This is a genomic window from Streptomyces sp. NPDC050619, from assembly GCF_040654815.1.
Taxonomy (GTDB): Bacteria; Actinomycetota; Actinomycetes; order Streptomycetales; family Streptomycetaceae; genus Streptomyces.
Genome location: NZ_JBFAIR010000020.1, coordinates 152,417 through 172,857, shown reverse-complemented (window position 1 = coordinate 172,857; position 20,441 = coordinate 152,417). Strand labels below are relative to the sequence as shown.

Sequence of the window (20,441 nt, the reverse complement as noted above, 5' to 3'; positions counted from 1 at the left end):
GAGGCCGCCCCTTCTCCTCTTTCCTCACCCTCTTTTTTCCCCTCTGTGGCCGTGCGGCTCAGGTGGTGGACAGCGCCTCCGTCGGCGACAGCCTGCTCGCCCGCATCGCCGGATACAGTCCGGCGATCATGCCGATGAGCAGGGTCGATCCGATGCCGGCCGCGCTCGCCCAGGCCGGGACGACCGTCGGCCAGCCGCGGCTGACGGCGTACCCCGCCGTGATCAGGGTCCCGAGGACGGTTCCGCCGAGTCCGCCGATGAGGGACAGCAGCAGCGATTCCGTCACGAACTGCGTGCGGATCTGGCCCCGGGTCGCCCCCAGGGCCCGGCGCAGACCGATCTCCGGGCGGCGTTCCAGGACCGAGATGACCATCGTGTTGCCCACGCCGACCCCGCCGACCAGCAGCGCCACTCCGCCGAGGCCCAGCAGTAGGCCGGTGAGCGCCGACTCGGTGGCCTCGCGGGCCGCGAGGGCGTCGGAGGGCCGGGAGACCCGGACTTCGCTCGGCTTCTCGGGGTACGCCGTGGGAGGCAGCACCGCCCGTACCGCTGTGACCTCAGAGTCCTCGGTGCGGACGTAGACCATGGAGGGGTGGCCGTCGAAGCGGAGGTACGTCCGGGCCGCCGGCCAGCCGACCAGCGCCGCGCTGTCGAGTTCCGGCGCGAGCGGTACGGGATCGAGGACGCCGATCAGAGAGAACCAGCGGCCGCCGATCCAGACCCGGGTTCCGGGCGTGTACACGTCGAGCCGCTGGGCGGCCGTGGCGCCGAGTACGACGGCCGGGTACTTCTCCGTCGCCGCGTCCAGCCAGCGGCCCCCACGGACCCGGCCGCCGACGGCCGGGAGCAGGTCGCGGCCGGCCGCGAGGACGTCGAGGGAGCCGGTGCGGCCGATGGCTATGTGATCGTTGCGGTAGATGTGCGCATCGGTCGCGCCGGTGGCGGCGACCTGCCGCACGGGCGGGATCCGGCGGATCATCGGCACGGTCTCGTACGGGAGCTGGGCCTTCTCGCCACCCAGGCTCTGGCCGGGGGCGACCCGCAGGAGGTTGGTGCCGAGCGCGTCGAGGCGACGGTCCACCTCGGCCTGCCCGGAGCGGGAGATGCCGACCACCGCGATCATGGCGGCGACACCGATGGCGATGCCGAGCGCGGAGAGAAAGACCCGCAGGGGCCGGGTCCGCAGTCCGGTGCCGCCGAGGCGTATGACGTCGGCGGGGCGGAGACGTGCGGCGCGCAGCCGTGGCCGCGCCTGCGACTGCTCCGGGACCGGGGTCTCGGTGGCTGGAGTCTCGGTGGCTGGAGTCTCGGTGTCCGGAGAGGCGGCGTCCGGGGACTCGGGGCCCGAGTCACGGAACGGCAGGGTCTCCGGTGCCGTACTCCGGTCGTCCGACGCCGTACCCCGGTCGTCCGGTGAACCGGCCGTCGTGGGACGGGAGTCCGGCTCCTGGCGGGAGGAGTTCGTCGTACGGTCCGTCATCGGGGCGCCCCGATCGTCGTGCTGCGGGTCGTGTCGGCGACCACGCGGCCGTCGCGCATCTCGATACGGCGGGGGAGCTCGGCGGCGATCTCGCGGTCGTGGGTGATGATCAATACCGTGGTGCCGGCCGCGTGCAACTCGCGCAGCAGGTTCAGTACGGCGGCCCCCGACGCGGAGTCGAGGTTGCCGGTGGGCTCGTCCGCCAGCAGGACGGACGGTTCGCCGACCACCGCGCGAGCGACCGCGACCCGCTGCCGCTCGCCGCCGGAGAGCTGCTGCGGCAGATGGTGGACCCGGTGGCTGAGCCCGACCCGGGCCAGCGCGGCGGCCGCCCTGGCCCGGCGGCGGCGCATCGGGACGCCCGTGTAGAGCAGGCCGTCCGCCACCGCGTCCAGCACGGGCACGCCGACCGCCAGGTGGAACTGCTGGAAGACGAACCCGATCCGCGTGGCCCGCAGCGCGGACACCCCCCGGTCGGACAGCTTCGCCACGTCGTGTCCGTCGACCAGCACCCGCCCCGAGGAGGGGCGGTCGAGGCTGCCCATCAGGTTCAGCATGCTGGACTTTCCGGAGCCCGACGGTCCGACGACGGCGACGAGTTCCCCGCGCCCGATCCGCAGACTCACGTCACGGACCGCGGCCACGCCACCCGGATACGTCTTACAGACCGCGTCGAACTCCACAACCGCCGGGGACGCGCCGCCAACCGCCTGGGATACACCGCCAACCGCCGAGGACACACCGTCAACCGCCGAGGACACACCGCTCACTCCGCGATCCTCACCTTCATGCCCTCGCGGATCGCGGCGCCGCTCACTTCCACGTTGCCGTCCGCGAACAGCCCCGTCTTCACGGCGAGGAACCGGCCGTCCTCGGTCTCCAGGCCGTTTCCGCCCTCGGCGAGGGCGACCAGCGCGGAGACCGGCACGCTCAGCACGTCCTTGGCCTCGCGCCCCACGTACTCGACCGTCACAGGGCCGCTCTCCAGCCGCCCCAGGGCCTTCTGGTCCTTGATGGTGATGGTCACGGGGATCGTCGCGTCGGCCGCTCCCGACCCGCCTTCGCCGCCACCCCCCTCGGGCACGCTCGCCTCCTTCCCCACCGACGCCACCTTGCCTCGCACGGACTTGCCGCTCGGCAGCTTGACCTGGACGTTCGTGCCACGCACCGCCCAGGTGGCGTCGGCGGCCGAGGCACCCACGACGACCTTCCGCGACGTACCGGTGTAGCCCAGGGTGTTCTCACCGGCCGCCGAGCCCAGACGTACCTCCGCATGGCCGATCCGCACCTTGCCGGCGGAGTAGATGACGTCCCCGACGCCGACGGCCCCGGTCCGGGGCAGTCCGAGCGACTTCTGCCAGCGCTTGACGGCCCGGGCGGTCGCGATGGTGAACCTCTCGTCCACGGTGAAGCCGGTGTAGCCCAGAGCCGCCAGGTTGGTCTCGAACTGCATGACGTCCATACCTCTGAGCTCACGCGGCGCCTGACTCGGGGCGGAGGGGCTCGGCGACACGGAGGGGCTCGGGGACGCGGAGGGGCCCGGCGACGCGCCGTCCGCGTTCTTCTGCTGGTCGACGGAGCCCTTCTGCTGCCGGCCGTCCGAGCTCCGCTCCTCCTCGGCCTCCTCCTCCGGTGGGATCAGAGCCATGTCCCGATACATCGGCAGCATCCCGTACATGAGGACGACAGGCCGGTCGTCGACGCGCAGCAGCGTGCCGCCGCGCTCGACCGTCGCGCCCTGCTCGGGCAGCCAGGTCACGGTACCCGTCGCCTTGACCGGCAACGGGATCTCCGTTCCGTAGCCCAACTGGCCGTCCACCGCGGTCCGTTCGGCCAGCGTGGTCCGGGTCACCGGGACGACGGAACCGGAGCGGGGCGGCGTGCTCGGGCCCTTGTCCCCGCCGCCGCCGAGCCCCAGGGCGCCGATGACGGCGACCGCCGCCACGACGAGCACAGCCGAGGCGATCAGCGCGGCGCGCCGGCCGCGCCGGCCGTGCGGCGGAGGCGGCACGGGGGCCGTCTCGTGCGCGTCATCGAGGTGCGTCACCGTCTCGGCCACGGTCAGCCCTTGCCGGCCGGCGGGTTGACCGGGTTGCCGATGATCGGGGCACAGATACGGGTGGCTCGCTTGGCGCCGGCCGAGTCCTGATCCCATTCGGGCTGACCCGAGTTGTTGTTGCCGCCGTACCCGTCCGGGCCTGGGTCCGGGAAGTCGGGGGCGCCGTTCTTCTGCATGCAGGCCGCGTAGTCACGCTTGACCTTGATCTGCGCGGGGGTGAGCTTGGGCTCGTTGGCCTCCTCCAGACCCTGGGGGACCGTCCCCTTGAGGTCGGCGCACTTCTTGGTCGCGTTGATGAACTTCGGGTCCTTCTTCAGGGCCAGGCCCTGGCCGGACATGTCGACCTGTCCCTTGGAGTTCGGGTCGGGGAGGTCGACTCCGTTCTGCCGCATGCACGCGACCCACTCGCGCTGGCTGTCGACGTACGCGGCCACGTCGCTCCCGCCGCCCTGATCGCCCGTCTTCCCGGCAGTCTTCCCGGCCGACGCGGACGAGCCGCCTCCGCCGGCCGTCGGGACCTCCGAGCCGTCGTCGTCGCTGCCACAGCCGGTCAGCGCGAACGCCACGACCGACGCCGCCGCGGCCAGCAGTACCCGGTTCGTCCTCATCGGTTCTCCCGCTCCTCCCGCCGGACCCGACCGCGGGCGCGGCGGGCAGGCCGACGGTAAGCCGGAGATGATGAAGAACTTTTGAAGAACCTGTCAGCCGATCATGCGCCTGCGGCTCACCTGCACGCCTATACCACGGCAAGTTGTAGATCGGATGCGCGCACGGCCCTCCATTCGTTAATTCTCGGAGAACTCTTGCAACCATCCGCCGCACGCGCCCGTCTGGCTAACGCAGGGATATTCAGGGAAGCCCAGGCGTCCAGGTGTCCGGGCGTTCATGACTCCAGGTGTTCATGTCTCCAGGTGTCCATGAAGAGGAGCTCAGAACGTGACCGTGCGTTCCTTTGCCCGGCGGATGCGACCGCGAGTCGAGCGGAAGGCCGCCGAGAGGGTGTGGCAGCTGCGTACCCTGCGGCGGCGCCGCAGGGCAGCGGTCACGGACCCGGTGCTCCGCCCGGTGGCGGTGCGCGGTCAGCAGCTCTACGGCCGGGTCGTGACCCGATTCAACGCCGCCGAGGCGGCCGCCGCCAACCTCGGCCTCGTCGTCGCCGCGCTGGAGCGGGAAGGCATCCAGTACTTCCTGGTCGGGACCTCCCGTACGCGCCACACGGTCGGCGTGAACGCCGTCGACCGGGAGCGTTTCCTCACCGCCCTCGAGGCACAGAACGCGGGGAAGGCGGTGTTCATCGGCAGACCGCTGCCCGGCGGAAAGCTCAGGCACCCCGCCCTGTTCATGGACGGTGTCCTGCCGGCCCCACTGCGTACGGCTCCCACCCTGCGGGTCGGGGAGAACCACCTCGGGCCCGCGGGCCAGCTGCTCGCCGGGCCGGAGCTCGCCTGCGACGTCGAGTTCTGGGAGGACGGGGCACAGCTCCTCGCCTCCGACGACGGACCTCGCCGACTGGCCAAGGTGCAGCCGCAGGCGTCCGAGGACATCTTCGCCGAGTCCCTCATCGCGCCGCGGAACAACGGCATCACGGACGTACTGCCGGCGTCCGAGCAGACGCCGGTCACGGTGCGCGTCGGCGACCGGGAGCTGCCGAGCTTCGTCCCGCTCACCCTGCCGACCGTGAACGACGTGACCTTCCCCGTCGACGTCGTCTACACCTGGGTGGACGGCGAGCAGCCGGAGATGCGCGCCAAGCGGGCCCGGTACCAGGAGCGCGGCACCGCCGAGATCCTGGACAAGGAGACCAACGCCTCCCGCTACACCAGCCACGACGAGCTGAAGTACTCGCTGCGCTCGCTCGCGATGTACGCCGGATTCGTCCGGCACATCTACCTCGTGACCGACGGCCAGAAGCCGCACTGGCTCGACGACCGGGCCCCGGGGATCACGGTCGTCGACCACCGCGACATCTTCCCGGAGGGTGTCCTGCCGGTGTTCAACTCGCACGCGATCGAGACCCGCCTGCACCACATCCCGGGCCTGTCGGACCACTATCTCTACTTCAACGACGACGTGTTCGTCGGCCGCCGGGTCACCCCTGAGCACTTCTTCCACGGCAGCGGTCTGATGAGGATCCCGTTGTCTCCGCTCAAGATAGGCATCGGCAAGCCGCACGCCGAGGAGACGGCCACCAACTCCGCGAGCAAGAACGTCCGCCGCCTGCTGCTGGAGAAGTTCGGCCGCATGACGACGAACAACTTCATGCACACCCCCCTGCCGCAACAGCGCGAAACCCTACGGACCCTCGAGGAGCTCTTCGCGGAGGACATCAGCCGCACCACGGCATCCCGCTTCCGCTCGCCGCAGGACATCGCCATGACGGCCCCGCTGCTCTACCAGTACGCGCTGATGACCGGCCACGGCGTGCCGGGCAAGTACAGCTACCGGTACGTGAACATCAGCCGCCCGGACGCCGAAAGACGCCTCGCCGATCTGCGCCGCAACCGCCGCTTCGACTTCTTCTGCCTCAACGACGTCGACGTGCCGCCCGAGGAGCGGGAACGGGTCGGCGTCCGGATGAGCGAGTTCCTGGAGAACTACTTCCCCTTCGCGAGCCCCTTCGAGAAGCAGAAATAACAGAGCTGGGCGGCACGGGCACGGGGAAATGAAGGAATAGGGGAAACGGAGGAATAGGGGAAACGGAGGAATGGGGGGAATGGGGGAATGGGGGGAATGAACGTGCGGGGAATGGACATCCGTCACCACCGCTTCGGAATGCCGGGGGGCATCCGAGCGGCCCGGGACTTTCTGACACACCTGAGCCTCTGGCTGTCGGCCCGGCTCTGGGCGCTGCGCGCGACCCGGCCCCGACGGCGCCTGCGAGCCGCCGTCCCCGGACTGCGCCGGGTCACCTTCGGACCGACGCGGCTGTACGGCCGTACCGTCGCCGCCTACACCGCAGAGGACGCCGCCGAAGCCGATCTCGAGCGGGTGTGCACCCTGCTGGAGGGGCTCGGCATCCCGTACTTCCAGGTCCCCGCCGACCCCGGGCACGGCGTGCCGCCGCAGGTCATCGGCGTCGAGGAGGCGCACCGCGACGCGGTCCTCGCCCGGGCCGCCCAGCGCTTGGCGGGCACCGTCCGATACGTCGGCGCCGTCGGGCCGGACGGCGCCGTGACGCACGCGGCACTGTGGGCCGACGGGAAGCTGCCGAGGGCGCTGCGGCGGGCCGCGGTGCTCCGCACCGGCGTGGTGCGCCTGGGCCCGGAAGGCCAGGTCCTCACCGGCCTCGAGACGGGCTGCGACATCGAGTTCTGGTGCCACGGCCGGGACCTCGCCACCGCCCCGGACCCCTCGTGGCTCACCGTGCCCGGCAGCCGGTTGCCGGACGTCTTCGGCCCGGCGCTCGTCGCCCCGCGCCCCAACCCCGTGTCGGAAGTGCTCCCCGTGGCGGCGCAGCGGCCGGCCGCGGTGACGGGCCGCCGCCACAGCGTGCCGACGTTCGCCCCGTTCGCCGAGCCGGGCATCGACGAGGTGCGCTTCCCCGTGGACGCCGTCTACACCTGGGTCGACGGCGACGACCCGGCGATGGCGGCCAAGCGCCGCGCCCACCAGGCGCTCTCCGACCACACCATCGCCCCGCGCGAGACCGGCGCCTCCCGCTACACCAGCCATGACGAACTGAGGTACGCACTGCGCTCGCTGGAGATGTACGCCGGTTTCGTCCGGCACGTCTACCTCGTGACCGACTCCCAGATCCCCGCCTGGCTGAACCCGGACGCGGAGGGCCTGACCGTGATCGACCACCGGGACATCCTCCCGGCCGAAGCGCTCCCCGTCTTCAACTCACACGCGATAGAGAGCCGACTGCACCACATCCCCGGCCTGTCGGAGCACTACCTCTACTTCAACGACGACGTCTTCATCAACCGCCCGGTACAGGCCGAGCACTTCTTCCACGGCAACGGCATAGCCCGCATCCCGCTCTCCCCCCTGAAACTCGGAGTCGGCGCCCCACACCCACTCGAACCGGCCCCGAACTCCGCCGGCAAGAACGCCCGCGAGCTGATCAGCCGCTTCCACGGCAGACACATCACCCACAAGTCGCTGCACACCCCACACCCCCAACTGCTGTCGGTCATGCGCGAGATGGAGAGCCTAGGAATCGAAGAACTCGAGCAAACGGCCTACTCCCGCTTCCGCTCCACCTCCGACGTAGCCCCGGCATCCACACTCCACCACCACTGGGCCATCGCAACGGGCCGAGCCGTCCCCGCCGACTACCGCTTCCGCTACGTCCAACTGGGCACCCCCGACATGCACCGCCGCCTGGCCCGCCTCACGGCCGGCGAGGACATCGACTTCTTCTGCCTCAACGACGTAGACACCGCCCCCGCGACCAGACCGGCAGCCCAGTCCGCCATCCACACCTTCCTGGAGCGGAAGTACCCATTCCCGAGCCGCTTCGAGGATGCCCCTCGAACCACCTCGCGCCCGGTCGCGCGGCTTACGACGAGCCTCCCGCCGCAGCTGAGGCGGGAGGAGGCGCGGCTTCGCGATTGACGGTGCCGGCATTGGGGCCATTTCATTTGATTCTTCAGGTCACGTCATGTTCGGCCCCGGGCCAGTCGTAGCTCGGTGGGTAGCCTTTGCGCCGGTATGTATGAGCGGGGAGCCGTCGACGGCGGGCGATGCGCTTCGGCCGGGCGCTGACTTGCGCGAACGGTTTGGGTGCGCGCGTGACGAGGTCGACGCCTTTAACCGTGATTTCCCGTTGTTCCCCGCTCGACCTGGTGCGCTTGTGGTGCGGCCATGGTGTGCCTGCCTCGGTCGCACCTGCTGGATCCGAAGCTCTGTATAGATCGGTCATCGAGAACTTGCGTGCGTAGCCTCTGCGGACATAAGTTTTGCGGCACGGCTATGGGCACCGACGGCCTTCTAATTACTGTTGGCCGCAGCAGGGTATTTCAGATGGCGACCAGCCACTGTCGAGTTCATCCTTCACTGCCCATATTTGGAGGACGCAAATTCAGTTCAGATGACGGCGTATCCCTAGAAAACTCTACCCAGTAACCGGAAAATTCTTTCGGGGCATGCACGGTTAGGCGATGTCTACCTTCGGAGACGTAATCGATATTTACGATTCTTGAATCGGTTTTAGAGGATGCTCCCACTAGATTGGAGATCGCAATTCTAGGATTCAATCGCTGCGTTTCCATAACCGAGTGTGCAATCTTCTCGACGGCCGCTCCAAGAAGAATGAAGACGTCGCCCATGAGGTCCAACGAGTAGGAGCACCATTCGCTCACGGCATCGATAGCACCCGGTTGCTGAGCGGCCATCCTTGCTTGCTCTGCACCCTTATTTGCGATCGATAGCACATCCTCCAAGGTTCCTTGAGAGTGCAACCAAAGGCCTGCGCTTCTCCAGGTGTTAAGTAGCTTCTCTTTCCTCACAAAGTTTCCCGAATTTGCAGGGACCGACGACGCCAGCCATGCACCCCGACTCTTTGGGTCCTTCGGCACCCCTTCGGCATCCATCGCTGAGACTAGCTGCTTTAGTGCATTGGCAGTGGTGGGGGGATCAACGGCTAGCTCATTCTTGTAGCCTTCGACGACCTTATCGGTTGCATCCATCACCCTTCTAACCTCTGGCGCGAAGCATGCATCGAGGTCAGCTACCGCTTTCACGTCCAATCCGATCTTTGAACAGATCTCAAACCAGAGCGCAACGGCGCCACTCCCGCCGCACTCAACGAGATCCGTTTGTGCCACGACTTCAGGCGGCTGGGTGCGAGCAAGGGAAACCGTCAATGCGGCGACATCGTGTGGCCCCTCGACCAATACCGGACGCGGAGAGAAGACGAGCTGACTTACGAGTTGAGGATTACCTTGGAGTGATGCGGTTACACGACCCTGCTGCACGTCGAGTACGTGTCGGGATAGCTTCGTTGGCGAGCGATTGACACTGAAGTGCCAGATGGCCGCCAAGTCATCCGCGCTCTTCGGTTTGATTAGGGTGGGCTCGTGGGTAATGATGAGCGCTCTTCTGCCGGATCGTTCGCATTCTGCACTGAGCTCGGTAATCCAAAGTCGAGCCATGGATGGATGCAAGTGAAGTTCAGGCTCATCCACGATTAGGAGCTGCCAGTCCTGTCTGTATGCGGCAGCCAGCAAGACGACAAGTTCCCTGAGGCCATGCCCTTCTTCGCGCAGTAGGGAGTACTCGACATTGTCAATCTGTACATAGGGGTCGAGAAATCCTGCACTCTCGCGAAGTTCGATTGTCCTTCCAAGGGCTCGACGCAGGAAAGCTGCTACCCGCAGCCAAACTTCAGGCTGCTCCTTAAGGGAATACAGTTCCTCATTCCCCATGCCCTTATCTTTCGCGGCCCTAGTCATTTGTTGGCGTTCCCTTTCGCCAATAGGAATTCCTTTCATGTCATTCGGCATCGAACCCCAAGGATAGACCGCGTATGACATGAGCCCGGCGAGCCTGTCGGTGGAGAGGATTCTAGTCTGATCGCTCAATCTGCGAGCGATGGCGTGTGCCGTCTTCGATTTTCCGCTTCCATTTCTTCCCACAAAAAAACTAACAGGCATCGACCAGTCGTCCAGAGCGAGAAATTCCTGATTCAGTTCCGAGGTTCCGGGAAAGACCTCGTTCGCCTGAATGGTCAAGTGCGGAAGCGAGTATGAAGCTTGCGTCATGGCGGAATGATCCCAGGTGATCGATGTGTCTACGCCCCAAACGTGCAGATTGCCGTGAGCTCGCAGGACGGCGGAACGGGTTTGGCCGGTGGCCTGCCCGGCGCGGGACCCTGACCGGGGAGGTGGCTAAAGCCGTGGAGTCGGCCGCCCCAGCCACGATGTACCCCTTCTCTGAGGTCAGATGGCGGGTTGCTGTGCGCGCGGCACGGGCGCCGGCCGGGCTGGAGCGGGGCGGAGACAGGAGCGCAGGCCCGGCCGGGGGTCGGGCCGCGTGCGGTGAGCGGAGCGAGCCGCCTTGAACCAGGAGAAAGCTGTAACTCAGTCGGTCTGCTGGGGCTTGTCCCGTCCCGGGAGATGCTTGACGTTTGGTCCCACCTGATGGTTGACAGCGGCCGTGATCGGCTTTCTGCGCGCGTCGTTGCGACGTGTGGCAGGAGGCCGGGATTGGCGCTGGTGGAGTTGCCGGATGTCGAGCAGATATACCGGGCTGTCCCTGGCGGTTCTGGAGTCGCGGCGGCTTCCGCAGCGAGGCGCGTCTGCAGTCCGGCATTTCGAACGGACTGGAGACCGTGCACTGGCCTCGTCCTACCCCAGGTATGGCGCCGGACGGTTTTCCAGGAAGTGGCGGAGCCTTAGGCGCTGGGTGTGGTGCATGGGCAGTGCGTCCAGTTCCGATGGGTCGACGAATCGCACCTCTGTGGACTCGTTGGAGATGGTCAGCTTTCCACCGGTGATGCGGGCGCGGAAGCAGATGTTGAACTGGCGGCGTACCTCGCCGTCGCTGTAGGCGATGACGTGCCGGGGGTCGGTGTAGGTTCCGATCAGTCCGGTGATCTCGATGTCGTAGCCGGTTTCCTCCTTGACTTCGCGGACTGCGCAGCCGGGGAGGGAGTCGCTCATCTCCATGCCGCCGCCGGGCAGGGCCCACAGGTCGTTGTCCCGGCGGCGTTGGAGCAGGATGCGGCCGTGGTCGTCGGTGACGACTGCCGAGGCGGCCACGACGAGGCTGTTCGGTTCCGGGGCTTCGGGGTCGTCGTAGTATTCGGTGCGGGCCACTAGGTCCCCTCCACTGGCCGGGCGGTCTCCCACACGGCGTCGAGGCTGTCGGCGTACATGTCGAACATGCCGCCATTGTCACTTCTGCGTAGATGCCACACCGGGGCAGCGTAGGCGTTCACGCCGAACAGATGGGCGTTGACCAGCAGCTGATCGTCCGCACGGTAAAGACTGTTGTAGAGGGTCGTTCGGTGCGTCCGTACTTCGATGCCGGCTACGCCGATCAACGGCTGGAAGTGCATGAGCGCCAGTCGGCATCGCGATTCGATGCCGTGGCCGAACTTCTCCTCCCTGCCTCGTTGTTGGACGTTGGGGGATTCCGCGTCTCCCAATGCGATGCGGATCGTGCAGCCGGCTTCTGCCCGTTCCCTCAGCAGTTCGTTGAGGCGGGGATACGCCTCGTGCAGGAACACTGCCGCGTACACCAGGACGTCAATGCGCTCACGTGCAGAGGCGAGCAGATCGATGAATGCGGACACCGGCACGTCCGCCCGGTGCCCGTACAAAGTGACCAGTTCAGGGCTCACCGCCCGCGCTGCCTTGGCCTGCCGCAGGGCAGGCCAGAGGGCGTGGACGTCCTCCCTCAGGGCCTCGGCGGCCTTGTGGGCGGTGCGGCGCCGGGGTACGCGTCCCAGATTCACCCACCGTTCCACGGACTTGGGGTCCACCTTCGCCTTCGCGGCCAGGGACTCGCAGGTCCAGCCCCCGGCCGCCATGACGGCCCTCAGCCTCTCATTCGGCATCTCGTTATCCCCCGGGGTACGTCGGGACGCTTTGAGGGACGTTCTACCGCCCGCAGGACGTCCCGAAGTGGCTTTTGGGAGAGGTTCCTCCGTCCCGGGCATCCGCACGACGATCGCGAGACGAGATCCTCGGTCGCCACTGACCCGCTTCCGGGGAAATGGCCAACCCCAGAAAGTGCAGATCGAGATGGCAGAGACTTTGACCCCGGCGGCGACTCCCACATCCTTGTCCAGTCCGTCGCCCCGCGGGAGCGTCGAGGGCTGGCTGGCCTCCGCCCACCCGTCGCCGGTTACGGCACGCAGTGAGTGGGGCAGCGCCGCGAGGCTCGCGCTGATCCCGCTGGGGAGCCGCTTCGAGGCGGTCCGCCTTCCCGAGGGGATCGTGCACGGCGCTGCTGGAAGCGACGCCCTGTCCATCGTGAGCGATCGGCTCGCGCAGTACCTCTGTGGCGGCCCGGTCATCCATGACCCCGGATTCCGGCGCTATTACGCCCTCGTGCCGCCCGGTACCGCGCAGGCGTGGCTCGCACCGGTCGCGGAGTGCCTGGGAGAGGACACCTACCTGGGCGTGCCGCGTGCCGACCGCACCGAGCCGGACGAGCAGACGCTGGCCTCGTACTGGGTAGTGCCCATGGCCCGTCCGGGCCGCCTGTGCAAGGCCGCCGACGTGCTGGCGCTCGTGATGCGGGGCGACTCCTCTGCCGACGAGGACGAGTCGTGACCGAGCCCGCGACTGAGACTCTGCCGTTGGACCTCGAAGTGATGCGCGCCTGTGCGGAGCGCGTACTGACGGAGGATGCCGAGGCGCTCTCCCCCGAGGAGTCGGAGACGCTCACGCTCCAACTGCGCGGACACCTCACGCTCGTCATTCCCGAGATCGAGATGGCTGAGCCGGACCTGTCCGAGGACGACCTGCCGCGTGTCTGTGCCTTCTTCTGCATCGGGGAGGCGCGCTTGCGGCTGCGCGCGGAACCCGGCCGTACCTCTTCCGCCCGGATCGCCCACACGCAACGCCTCGCCCGTTCCGTCATCGCCCTGTGCAACCACTACGAGAACCGGGACCATCGATGCCCGAGCGGCCCCGAGCGGGCCGCGTACCGACGCATGCTGCTGCACTGCCCCGGGTGCCCGGCCTGCCGGACGGTGAATGACGACGGCAAGGTCATCGGCACGTGCGAGACCGCCGACCGGCTGTACGAGGAGTACCGGCAGGCACGGCGCTGCCCCGCCCCCGCCACAACACCGGAATGAGGCGGAAGGTGAGACGGAACACGTCGACCAGCTCGGATCGCGCCAGCCGGTTCCGGTTGTCAGCGAGTTCCACGAACGCCTCCGGACACTGTGTGTCGTGGACTGCGGCGTTCCGGTACGCCGTTGAGACCTTCGGCCCGCTCAGTAACCTCGACAGTTGCCTGTTCTGTCCACGTTCTGCCGAGTCAAAGCCTGATCATTTGCTGAGCTGTAACCGACCCCTCGCATGACATGTTTGCTGGCCTTGTAGGGTCAGGGCTTCCTGAGCGTGACGCCATGGCCAAGCGGGGGCTCGTGTGTCGATCATCATGGTTGCAGCGGCAATCTACGGGGTGCTGCAACTGGCGGTGCTGGCTTCGCCGGTGAGATCGCTGCGACTGTCGACGCTGCTGTTGACTGTCGCGGTCGGCGTGTACGGGAGCGGGGTTGTCGCTGCGCTGATCGAACTCGGATACGCCCACGCCGTGGCTTCGAGTGCGCAGCAGCCGCTTCGGGAGGCCATGGGGCACGGCAGCTACACGCTCGTCCCGGTCGTGGAGGAACTCGCGAAGCTGGCCCCGCTGCTACTGGCCGGGTTGAACATCAAGATCCGTTACCAGCTCGGGCTTGCGGACTATGTCGTCCTTGGCGCCGCGACAGGTGCCGGCCTGGGGCTGTTCGAGGTTCTCCTCGCCCACCTGCTCGATGCCCAGCGGGCTTCCCCGTACCCACAGGGCGGGTGGATGCTGTCGGGCGGCCTGAGCCTCAGTGCCACCTACATCCCTGACTGGCACACGGTGTTGACAACGTGGCTTCCGGCCTCGCTCGGGAGCCTGGATCTCAGCTTCACCGAGCCCAGCCTGGCCACCAATCTCCATCTCGCCTGGGGTGCCGTCGGCGCACTCGGCGCCGGGCTCCTTTTGCGTGGCCGGGGCTGGCGGCGCCTGCTCGGCCTTTTGCCGATGGGCTACGCGATCGGCCATCACGCGCTGGTCAACTACACCGGGAGCCGTGATGCCCACCCGCCCGGCTGGGCCGAGTGGCTGCTCGGCACCGCCGATGACCTGGTCGCCTACGCGCCACTGGTGTGCCTGGTCATCGCCATGGCGCTGGACTTCGGCCAACTGCGGCGCAGCAAACGAGGCATGCCGGCGGTCTTGCTGTATGCCGAGCGGGCCGGTCGAACGGGAACCGGGGCCCTCGCAGGGTTCGGTGCCCGGTGTGTGCCGTGGACGGCGGTGATCGCGCTGCGCTTCGCCCGCATGCGAAGGGCTCTCCTCTACGCCGCCGGACGAACCGCCCCCGAGCGACTTGAGCTGCTGCACCAGGCCGTGACGGATGCTGCGGCACGGATCGACGCGGCGGACCGCGAGGGCGTATGGGACTCGGGGCGAATACGTGCCTACCTCAAGGCAACTCGCCACAGCCGGCCGTGGCGGCGCCGCTGGCCGCTCCTGGCCATTCCGCTCGTACTGATGCTGCCGTCCCTGCTCTTCCTGGGCGTCGGCTCGTTCACCTTGACCAAGGGCCTGCAGGAGTCCTTCACCACCGGCATCGGCCCGTCGGTCCTGATGTGGTTCGGCATAGCCGGGCTCGTCTGGTGCGTCGTTCAGCTCGCGCTTTTCATACGCGCCTGGCGGACCGCCTCTGGACAACCGCTGGCAGAACCCCATGCTGTGCTGCGTTTACGCGTCTTCACTGCGGTTGGCTCCGCGCTCACCACCGGGCTGCTGCTGGTCGGCCACTACCGTGGTACCCCGCTGGACGGAGAGGCCGCTGAGCCCCTAGCAATGCTGCTGGCGGCTCTGGAAGACCTGGAAATGTATGCGGGCTTCGCCCTCACCATCCTGTCTCTCGCGGCCCTGATCATGCTCTTTCCTCCCGGCGGCCTCGCACTCGCCGGAGGCGGTGTCCTCGCGGGAGCTGCCGGGGCTACATCCGTTGCCGCTGTCGAGGCCGCGGGGCTCGGGACCGCCGGTGTTCTCCTTATGGTCCACGGGGCACCGGGGGGTAGCGGCCAAGGCGGCCAATCTTCCAGTTCGTCGTCCTCGGGAAGCGGCGGGACCTCCGGGTCGGGTGGTCCTGGCAAGGGGCCGTGGCAGGCGGCCGACAACATCAAGGGGCCGGCAGCCGGCAAGGAACTGCGGTTCCCCAATTCCCGGCACACGGTGTCCGGTTCAAAAAGCGGCGAGGTCAAAGAGACCAACAGCGTCATTGTGCGCGGTCGAGAAACGGAAGTAGCCCAGGACATCAGCGACATTGCGCGGGGCAAGGCTCGGTTCGACGGCAACACCGAACGCTACGTGGTCAATGGACGCTCCTACGGCGTTGAGAAGACGGGCACTGTCTACCCGGACAGCGGACCAGGCATCGTCAAACTGGACAGGAACGAATACGCCGCTCTCCAACAAGTGGCCCGAGCCAACGGCGACATCTCGGCCGCACCACAGCTGACGAGGAACCCCCGCTTCGTGAACAACCCGGAAGCAGTCGAAAAGGCGCTCAAGATCTACAAGGGAATCTACCCGTGACCTACAACTTGCTGATCACTACCAGCGTCATTCCCGACCGTCTCGCCGCCGCGCTCGGTCCGATCTTCCAGGTCGACGCGCGAGACGTGGATGTGGCCGATGCCTACGGTGATCCCGACCAGCGAAACTGGGAGGCACTCGTCTCGTGCGAGTACACCGCGATCCAGGGGGATGTCGCCTGGTCACTGGACATCTATGTCCAGGAGCAAGTGACTCAGCGGCCGTCAGAGGCGGAGGTGGCTTCTCGGTTGGCCTCTGCCACCGGCACTGCCGTCCTCTTCCCGGCTGAGGAAGCGCCACCCAGTGCCTACCGGGTGGCCACGGCAGAAGGACGCTTCACCCGCGCCCGCTTGCTCGTCGCGGACACCGAGGACCGCACCTACACCGTTGACGCAGTCGAGGAGTACGTGCGGCAACTGCCCACCGCAGAAGTCACGCGCATTCCGGAAGTGGTGGCGGAACTGCCGATCGCCACGCCGCTCACCGACACCTTCGAATCGCAGCTGCGAGCGTCCACTGGGACCGTAACCGACGGAGCCGGACGCACACCACCGGAGGAATCCGAAGCTGCTTGGTACGCCCGAACCCAGTTGGGCGCATGGGAGAAACTCGTCAACCACATGGCGTCGGGCTGGGCGGGATCCGGTTGGTATCCACCAGACCTGTACCGACGCCGCCTTGAAGCGCGGGACGGCCTCGAAAACATCCGCGAGCAACTGCCACCAGCGGCATCACAGAGCCTTCAGACAGCCCTCCAACAACTGGACGCCACCTTTGCCTCACTCACTGTCGAGGACCATCAAGGGCTGCTGATCCAGCAACTCTGCGGGGACGAACCGCGCAGGGCGCGGGGCTGGTGGTGGCGCCGGCACCCCGAGCCGCTGCCCTGGCCCCCAGCGTGATGGGACATCCGCGCCGTTTCCCTCCGGTCAGGAGTGGATGGATGTCAGAGTCGGCTTCCGCCGCGGCGCGTGCCTTGTTGATGAAGCCGGCTCCGCTGAAGCAGATGAGTCGGGTTCTGATCGTGTCGTAGTGCCCGCCTGGGCGACGAACTGAGACCAGAGAGGTCGCCACGTCGCCCCTGATCAGCCGCGGCCCCAACGACGGTGAGGGCCGCATCAACAACGAGCTCTCGGACGGGGGTCAGCCGCCGTTCTCCACGCTGCTCAGGTGCCGCATCGCGTACCGTGCTCCTCCTGATGCCGCGCCAGCCGAGCCATCACCCCGGCGGTGCGAACGACAACGGCGCCGACGTCGTCGGCCGTCTCCCGGACGGGCGGACCATGGTGATCGAGTGCAGAGCTGGACGGTCCAGTCCTGGCTTGAGCGCTGGGTCGAGAACATCGCCCAGCCGTACGTCTCGGAGAACACGTACGACGGCTATGAGGTCGACGTCCGCGTTCACCTCGTCCCCGACGACGCGCCTCGAAGAGGGGGACATCGAGCCGCACACGACGGAGGAGGTACAGAGCGTCCTCGTCGAAGCGGCCAAGCTCCGCAACAGCGCGCGCTGGGTCGTCACCCCAGCGCTCGGTCTCCGGCAAGGCGAGGCGCTCGGCTCCACTGGGAAGACGTCGACCTGGACGCCGGTTACGTCCGCATCCGCAAGAACCGTCTGCGCCCGAAGTACGCCCACGGCTGAGGGGATGATCCATGCGGGCGGAGGCTGGCTGGATACTTCCCGCGACGGGAGCGGACCCGTCGCGAGGACAAGTCCACCAAGTCCCGCGCCTGGCGGCGCACCATCGGCCTGCCCGACCCGGTGATCAAGATTTTCCGCCAGCACCAGGAAGTGCAGGAACGGGAGCGGATCGCGGCCGGGGTCGACTGGAGGGCAAGGGGTACGTGATCGCCTCGCCGACCGGCGGGCCGCTGAGCCCGAAAACCGACTTCCACACCTGGAAGCGGCTGCTTCGGGATGCCGGTCTCCGGGACGGTCGTCTTCATGACGCTCGCCACACTGCCGCGACCGTGCTCCTGATCCTCGGCGTTCCGGACGTCGTGATCGGCTCGATCATGGTTTGGGAGCCTCCAACTGAGACGGACAACGTCGAAGGGCCCCACCGCGAACGGTGGGGCCCTTCGAGTCGTGCCCGGTGAGGCACTGGCGGAGGATACGAGATTCGAACTCGTGAGGGGTTGCCCCCAACACGCTTTCCAACTGTCCGCATGGCCGTACGGAGACGTTCGTAGGGGTTCACGATGCAGGTCAGAGGGGGTGCGCGTACGGCGGTGAACGGTGGCGGTCGTCGGCGTACTGGACAAAGACCAGGACAACGAGCGGTGCCGATGAACAACGGGTAGCCAAGTCAGGGAACTTGCAGGTGGTGTCGTTGTCCGATGGCTACATTGGCGCAATGGAATCCGCAGCTTTTGGCGGCAGTGATGGGCGGGGTCCCTCTGCCGCGACGATGATCGTTGAAGCCTTCGAGGTGATCACGGCTGTTCTAGCGAGCCTTCGAGCGTTGTTCAACGAAGGGGCACGCGCGGTAAAGGCTTGGAAGTCTTTCCGCCGAGCATGGGACTGACATGACTGTGGCCCACCTCCAACGAGGTGGGCCACAGTCATGTCAGGGGTCAGGACGGAAGGAACCCCGGCTTCTCCCTGCCTAGATCTTGCAGGTGGTTCAGGTAGTCCTGTGCAGCCGGTTCGGTGCTGTAGCGCTGCCTCATGACGGCCGCGAGTTCTCGACTGGTCATGAGCAGGGACGGGACCGACTGACGCTCGCCCTGTAGGGCGCGCTCGCCGTGGATGAGGGCTTGTTCGAGGTCGCCCTCTCGCGCTGCGGTGACCCCCAGGGTCACCCGCGCTTCGGCGTTCCGCATGGGCTTCCGCTCCGTGCCGTCGAAGTCAGTTCCCGCACGCAGCACCTCTTCCGCGAGTGTCCGCGCAAGTCGGTCCTCCCCAACCAGCCGGTAGCAGTCCATCGCGTAGAAGTCGAACTTGGCGGGGTCCACGACAAAGTGGTTGTCCAGGTTCTCGGGATACGGCATCCCCTCCAGCAATCGACGCCCCTTGTCGAGAGCCACCTCAACCTGTCGACGGTCCCCGAGTCGCGCCCATGCCTTGGCCTCCTGGCCGGCGAGCTGCACGGCGACGCCATGGTGTGCTGCGGCCTCTGCCCCGGCTTGCGCTGCCGCGATGACCCCGCGATAGTCGCCGGTCGTGAGGGCGAACCACGCCCGCATCTCGTGCGCCCAACCCGCCACCTCGGGGTGGTCGGCCTCGGTCGCGAGCGACAGAGCGGCACGGCGCGTCGACTCGGCCGCGTGGCGGTCCCCTGTGTCGTACTCGACACAGCCGACCAGCAAGGCGAGCCAACCCGACAGCGCGAGCACCTCGCGATGCTGGGCAAGGGTGAGGCTCTTTGTGTGCAGGTCAACCACGCGGCGAAGCCACTGGCGCCCCTCGACGAGAAGCTGAGCACTCGGCATGAACGGGTACTCAGAGCAGAGGCGGTCCGTGGTGATTCGGAGAGCATCGAGCGTCGCGCTGTCGACGTCGGACCGGTTCAGGCGACTCACGATCTCCAGCGTCTCCATGCCGCTCGCTGCCAAGATCTCCTTGTCTCCGTCCCGGCGAGACGGCGCGGGGAAGAGAGCGTGCGTGACCGTGCCGAACACGGCCGCGATGATCGGTTGATAGAAGTCGTTCGGTGCCTGGCCGGACTCCCAGCGCTTCCACTGGCGAATCATGCTGTCCTCTGCCGGCAGCTCCGTGGGCGCGTGCGCACGCAGGGCCCTGACCGCGTCACGCTGTGACCAGTCGCGCGCCTGTCGTTCGGCAGCGATGCGTCGCGCCCATGCGGGCCTGTCATCAGTCATGCGCCCTCCTCCGAGTGCCTACTCTGAGTCTCGCGCGCGGACAGGGGGGACAGGGAAGGGGACAGAGGGGTGTCACCGGACATGTCCCCACCTCTCCTTCGCCGTCCCCTGGCTGTCACTTACCTCACACACTCCGTTACTCCCATGCTGGTTGCAGATCAAGCGCCACCTGGTGCGGAGCGGCTTTCCAGCGCTTCGAGCCGTTCGGTCAACGCCTGGAGTTGGGAGCGGATTTCCTTGATGTCATCACGTACGTCGCCACCCGGGGCGGACCCGTCGCTGACGAAGTTGCCCAAGTTCCCCGCCGACACGATCAACCCCTCGGCCCGGAGTGCGGCTAGCCCGTTCTGGATGGTCTGGCTGGCGAACCCAAAGCGGTCCATCAGGTCTCGCTGAGACGGGAGTTTCTCCCCCGGCTTCATCTTCTTGATGTCGTCGCGAAGCGCGTCTGCGACCTGCACCGCCTTCGGCTTGGGCCCTCCTGTGACAGTCATGTCTTGAGCGTACCCACCACAGCGAACTAGTGCGCATCACCCCGCAAGGGTTGTGCACCACAGCAGACTAGTGCAAGCTAGTTAGCGAGAGGTCGCCCCGACTCAAAGGGGAAACCGCTTGACCTGCACAGACAGCGCCCGGAGGAAAGCCCGAGGGGGTGAGTACGAAGGAAGCGCCGGTTCCTTGAGAACTCAACAGAGTGCTTTGAAAGATCGGCCCCGGCACCCAGCCGTGAGGGCGCGAGATCGAATCTCGCCCGGGGCTCTTGGCCCGCCGCGACATGCGGCGTTGGCCTTCGTCTCCGGACGCGGCGGC

At 67.2% G+C, this 20,441-nt stretch carries 15 protein-coding genes and 1 pseudogene; 7 read left to right on the top strand and 9 right to left on the bottom strand.

Features of this window, described 5'->3' with window-relative positions:
- Positions 1-58: 58 nt before the first annotated feature.
- The 4 genes from AB0I77_RS30265 to AB0I77_RS30250 are packed head-to-tail and all read right to left on the bottom strand — an operon-like array spanning position 59 to position 4,147.
- On the bottom strand, positions 59-1,480 hold the full coding sequence (locus AB0I77_RS30265; protein ID WP_363285897.1) for an ABC transporter permease: 1,422 nt from the start codon (positions 1,478-1,480) through the stop codon (positions 59-61).
- Positions 1,477-2,220 (bottom strand): ABC transporter ATP-binding protein, encoded by a 744-nt coding sequence (locus tag AB0I77_RS30260; RefSeq protein WP_363285940.1) that lies wholly within the window; start codon positions 2,218-2,220, stop codon positions 1,477-1,479. Before AB0I77_RS30260 ends, AB0I77_RS30265 begins: the two co-directional genes overlap by 4 nt.
- A 26-nt stretch (positions 2,221-2,246) precedes the next feature.
- Positions 2,247-3,539 carry a peptidoglycan-binding domain-containing protein gene (locus tag AB0I77_RS30255; RefSeq protein WP_363285896.1) on the bottom strand — a complete coding sequence of 431 codons (1,293 nt, stop codon included), beginning with the start codon at positions 3,537-3,539 and terminating at the stop codon, positions 2,247-2,249.
- A gap of 2 nt (positions 3,540-3,541) precedes the next feature.
- Positions 3,542-4,147, bottom strand: coding sequence for a hypothetical protein (locus AB0I77_RS30250; protein WP_363285895.1), 606 nt, complete (start codon positions 4,145-4,147; stop codon positions 3,542-3,544).
- Positions 4,148-4,475: 328 nt separating this feature from the next.
- On the opposite strand from AB0I77_RS30250, the gene AB0I77_RS30245 reads away from it, so the two are divergent.
- Positions 4,476-6,173, top strand: a complete 1,698-nt coding sequence (locus AB0I77_RS30245) for a stealth family protein (protein WP_363285894.1) — start codon at positions 4,476-4,478, stop codon at positions 6,171-6,173.
- A gap of 111 nt (positions 6,174-6,284) precedes the next feature.
- Positions 6,285-8,099, top strand: coding sequence for a stealth family protein (locus tag AB0I77_RS30240; protein ID WP_363285893.1), 1,815 nt, complete (start codon positions 6,285-6,287; stop codon positions 8,097-8,099).
- 431 nt (positions 8,100-8,530) lie between these two features.
- On the opposite strand, the gene AB0I77_RS30235 is transcribed toward AB0I77_RS30240, so the two are convergent.
- The 3 genes from AB0I77_RS30235 to AB0I77_RS30225 all read right to left on the bottom strand — a co-directional run bounded on the left by AB0I77_RS30235 (position 8,531) and on the right by AB0I77_RS30225 (position 12,045).
- Complete coding sequence (locus AB0I77_RS30235) at positions 8,531-10,246, bottom strand: AAA family ATPase (RefSeq protein WP_363285892.1); 1,716 nt, start codon at positions 10,244-10,246, stop codon at positions 8,531-8,533.
- A gap of 585 nt (positions 10,247-10,831) precedes the next feature.
- Positions 10,832-11,302 carry an NUDIX domain-containing protein gene (locus tag AB0I77_RS30230; RefSeq protein ID WP_363285891.1) on the bottom strand — a complete coding sequence of 157 codons (471 nt, stop codon included), beginning with the start codon at positions 11,300-11,302 and terminating at the stop codon, positions 10,832-10,834.
- A complete protein-coding gene (locus tag AB0I77_RS30225; protein ID WP_363285890.1) occupies positions 11,302-12,045 on the bottom strand; it encodes a helix-turn-helix transcriptional regulator in 744 nt (247 codons plus the stop codon). Before AB0I77_RS30225 ends, AB0I77_RS30230 begins: the two co-directional genes overlap by 1 nt.
- A gap of 226 nt (positions 12,046-12,271) precedes the next feature.
- Here AB0I77_RS30225 and AB0I77_RS30220 point away from each other — a divergent pair, with 226 nt between their 5' ends.
- The 5 genes and pseudogenes from AB0I77_RS30220 to AB0I77_RS30200 all read left to right on the top strand — a co-directional run.
- The gene (locus AB0I77_RS30220) at positions 12,272-12,766 is read left to right on the top strand and encodes a hypothetical protein (protein WP_363285889.1); all 495 of its coding nucleotides are present in this window, start codon (positions 12,272-12,274) and stop codon (positions 12,764-12,766) included.
- Positions 12,763-13,296, top strand: a complete 534-nt coding sequence (locus tag AB0I77_RS30215; protein ID WP_363285888.1) for a DUF6415 family natural product biosynthesis protein — start codon at positions 12,763-12,765, stop codon at positions 13,294-13,296. Before AB0I77_RS30220 ends, AB0I77_RS30215 begins: the two co-directional genes overlap by 4 nt.
- A gap of 296 nt (positions 13,297-13,592) precedes the next feature.
- Entirely contained in the window at positions 13,593-15,806 is a 2,214-nt protein-coding gene (locus AB0I77_RS30210; protein ID WP_363285887.1) for a hypothetical protein, read from the top strand.
- Positions 15,803-16,708 carry a hypothetical protein gene (locus AB0I77_RS30205; protein ID WP_363285886.1) on the top strand — a complete coding sequence of 302 codons (906 nt, stop codon included), beginning with the start codon at positions 15,803-15,805 and terminating at the stop codon, positions 16,706-16,708. The genes AB0I77_RS30210 and AB0I77_RS30205 overlap by 4 nt, the downstream gene beginning before the upstream one ends.
- Before the next feature lie 179 nt (positions 16,709-16,887).
- Positions 16,888-17,837, top strand: a pseudogene (locus AB0I77_RS30200) (site-specific integrase); the annotation flags it as partial.
- A gap of 546 nt (positions 17,838-18,383) precedes the next feature.
- On the opposite strand, the gene AB0I77_RS30195 reads toward AB0I77_RS30200, so the two are convergent.
- Positions 18,384-19,631 (bottom strand): XRE family transcriptional regulator, encoded by a 1,248-nt coding sequence (locus AB0I77_RS30195; RefSeq protein WP_363285885.1) that lies wholly within the window; start codon positions 19,629-19,631, stop codon positions 18,384-18,386.
- A gap of 158 nt (positions 19,632-19,789) precedes the next feature.
- The gene (locus tag AB0I77_RS30190; protein WP_363285884.1) at positions 19,790-20,125 is read right to left on the bottom strand and encodes a winged helix-turn-helix domain-containing protein; all 336 of its coding nucleotides are present in this window, start codon (positions 20,123-20,125) and stop codon (positions 19,790-19,792) included.
- Positions 20,126-20,441: the final 316 nt, after the last annotated feature.